1 rRNA gene (only partly in view) is annotated in these 2500 nt (G+C 52.7%); it reads left to right on the forward strand.

Annotated elements, in window-relative coordinates:
- The first annotated feature begins 375 nt into the window (after positions 1 to 375).
- Positions 376 to 2500: ribosomal RNA gene (locus tag HV823_RS26225) — 23S ribosomal RNA — on the forward strand (it continues 675 nt past the right edge of the window).

Genomic DNA, 2500 nt, shown 5'->3' on the forward strand with positions numbered 1-2500 from the left:
AGTCTCATCGAAACCATGGATGGTCTAGCCGACCGGATGTGGTGGAGGGGCTGGAGGTAGGTAGGAAGACTGTTACTCAGAGCATGTCGTTGTTGGCGAATTGATCGCTGAAGGCTTCGGACCGCAAGGTTCCGGGGATTTTGGTGTTTGATGAACCTCTGACGGCCTGTTGATGGGCGTTGCCTGACCGCGCGCTCCCGGACAGATCTCGAGAAGCTGGTCTTAATGGCAGCAAGCAAGTGAACCGCTCGGCGTGGTTCCAATAAAGCTTAGCTGTCGAACACGTCGATGGCATCATGAGTTGGCTGGATTGTAAAAGGTAATCCGGTCGCCTTTCCTTTGGGAAGGCTAGTGATGAGCATTGGCAATGAGAACGATCAAGTGTCGTAAGGGCAATTGGTGGATGCCTTGGCATGCACAGGCGATGAAGGACGTGATACGCTGCGATAAGCCGTGGGGAGCTGCGAATAAGCTTTGATCCATGGATTTCCGAATGGGGAAACCCACCTTAAATACTTGGAGAATCCAATCTGTTCAGCGATGGACGGCTTGGGTTTCCAAGTATTGAAATAAGGTATCTTACTTTCGAATACATAGGGGTAAGAAGCGAACGCAGGGAACTGAAACATCTAAGTACCTGCAGGAAAGGACATCAACCGAGACTCCGCAAGTAGTGGCGAGCGAACGCGGACCAGGCCAGTGGCAATGAGGAATAAAGTGGAACGGAATGGAAAGTCCGGCCGTAGCGGGTGATAGCCCCGTACACGTAGAACACTCATTGTCCTTGAGTAGGGCGGGACACGTGAAATCCTGTCTGAACATGGGGAGACCACTCTCCAAGCCTAAGTACTCGTGCATGACCGATAGCGAACAAGTACCGTGAGGGAAAGGTGAAAAGCACCCCGACAAGGGGAGTGAAATAGAACCTGAAACCGGTTGCCTACAAACAGTCGGAGGGCGCAAGCCTGACGGCGTACCTTTTGTATAATGGGTCAACGACTTAGTGTGGCGAGCAAGCTTAAGCCGATAGGTGAAGGCGCAGCGAAAGCGAGTCTGAACAGGGCGTTCAGTTCGTCGCATTAGACCCGAAACCGAGTGATCTAGCCATGAGCAGGCTGAAGGTTGGGTAACACCAACTGGAGGGCCGAACCCGCATCTGTTGCAATAGATTGGGATGACTTGTGGCTAGGGGTGAAAGGCCAATCAAACTCGGAAATAGCTGGTTCTCCGCGAAATCTATTTAGGTAGAGCGTCGACCGAATACCCCGGGGGGTAGAGCACTGGATGGGCTATGGGGACTCACCGTCTTACTGATCCTAACCAAACTCCGAATACCCGGGAGTACTAGTCGGCAGACACACGGCGGGTGCTAACGTCCGTCGTGAAGAGGGCAACAACCCTGACCTCCAGCTAAGGTCCCCAAGTCATGGCTAAGTGGGAAAGGATGTGAGGATCCCAAAACAACCAGGATGTTGGCTTAGAAGCAGCCATCATTTAAAGAAAGCGTAACAGCTCACTGGTCTAAATAAGGGTCTTTGCGCCGAAAATGTAACGGGGCTAAAGCCATGCACCGAAGCTGAGGATACGTCGCAAGACGTGTGGTAGCGGAGCGTTCCGTAAGCCTGTGAAGGGAGACCCGTGAGGGCTCCTGGAGGTATCGGAAGTGCGAATGTTGACATGAGTAACGACAAAGAGGGTGAGAGACCCTCTCGCCGAAAGACCAAGGGTTCCTGCTTAAAGTTAATCTGAGCAGGGTTAGCCGGCCCCTAAGACGAGGCGGACACGCGTAGTCGATGGGAACCACGTTAATATTCGTGGGCCTGGTGGTAGTGACGGATCCCGTATGTTGTTCATTCTTATTGGATTGAATGGGCTGCGAAGGGGTTCCAGGAAATAGCTCCATCATTATAGACCGTACCCGAAACCGACACAGGTGGTCAGGTAGAGTATACCAAGGCGCTTGAGAGAACTATGCTGAAGGAACTCGGCAAATTGCACGCGTAACTTCGGAAGAAGCGTGACCCCTATGGACGCAAGTCTTTAGGGGTGGCACAGACCAGGGGGTAGCGACTGTTTATCAAAAACACAGGGCTCTGCGAAGTCGCAAGACGACGTATAGGGTCTGACGCCTGCCCGGTGCTGGAAGGTTAAGAGGAGAGGTGCAAGCTTTGAATCGAAGCCCCAGTAAACGGCGGCCGTAACTATAACGGTCCTAAGGTAGCGAAATTCCTTGTCGGGTAAGTTCCGACCTGCACGAATGGCGTAACGACTTCCCCGCTGTCTCCAGCATAGACTCAGTGAAATTGAATTCCCCGTGAAGATGCGGGGTTCCTGCGGTCAGACGGAAAGACCCCGTGCACCTTTACTATAGCTTTACACTGGCATTCGTGTCGGCATGTGTAGGATAGGTGGTAGGCTTTGAAGCAGGGACGCCAGTTTCTGTGGAGCCATCCTTGAAATACCACCCTTATCGTCATGGATGTCTAACCGCGGTCCGTCA

The sequence above is a fragment of the Mycoplana rhizolycopersici genome, from assembly GCF_013378445.1.
GTDB classification, from domain to species: domain Bacteria; phylum Pseudomonadota; class Alphaproteobacteria; order Rhizobiales; family Rhizobiaceae; genus Mycoplana; species Mycoplana rhizolycopersici.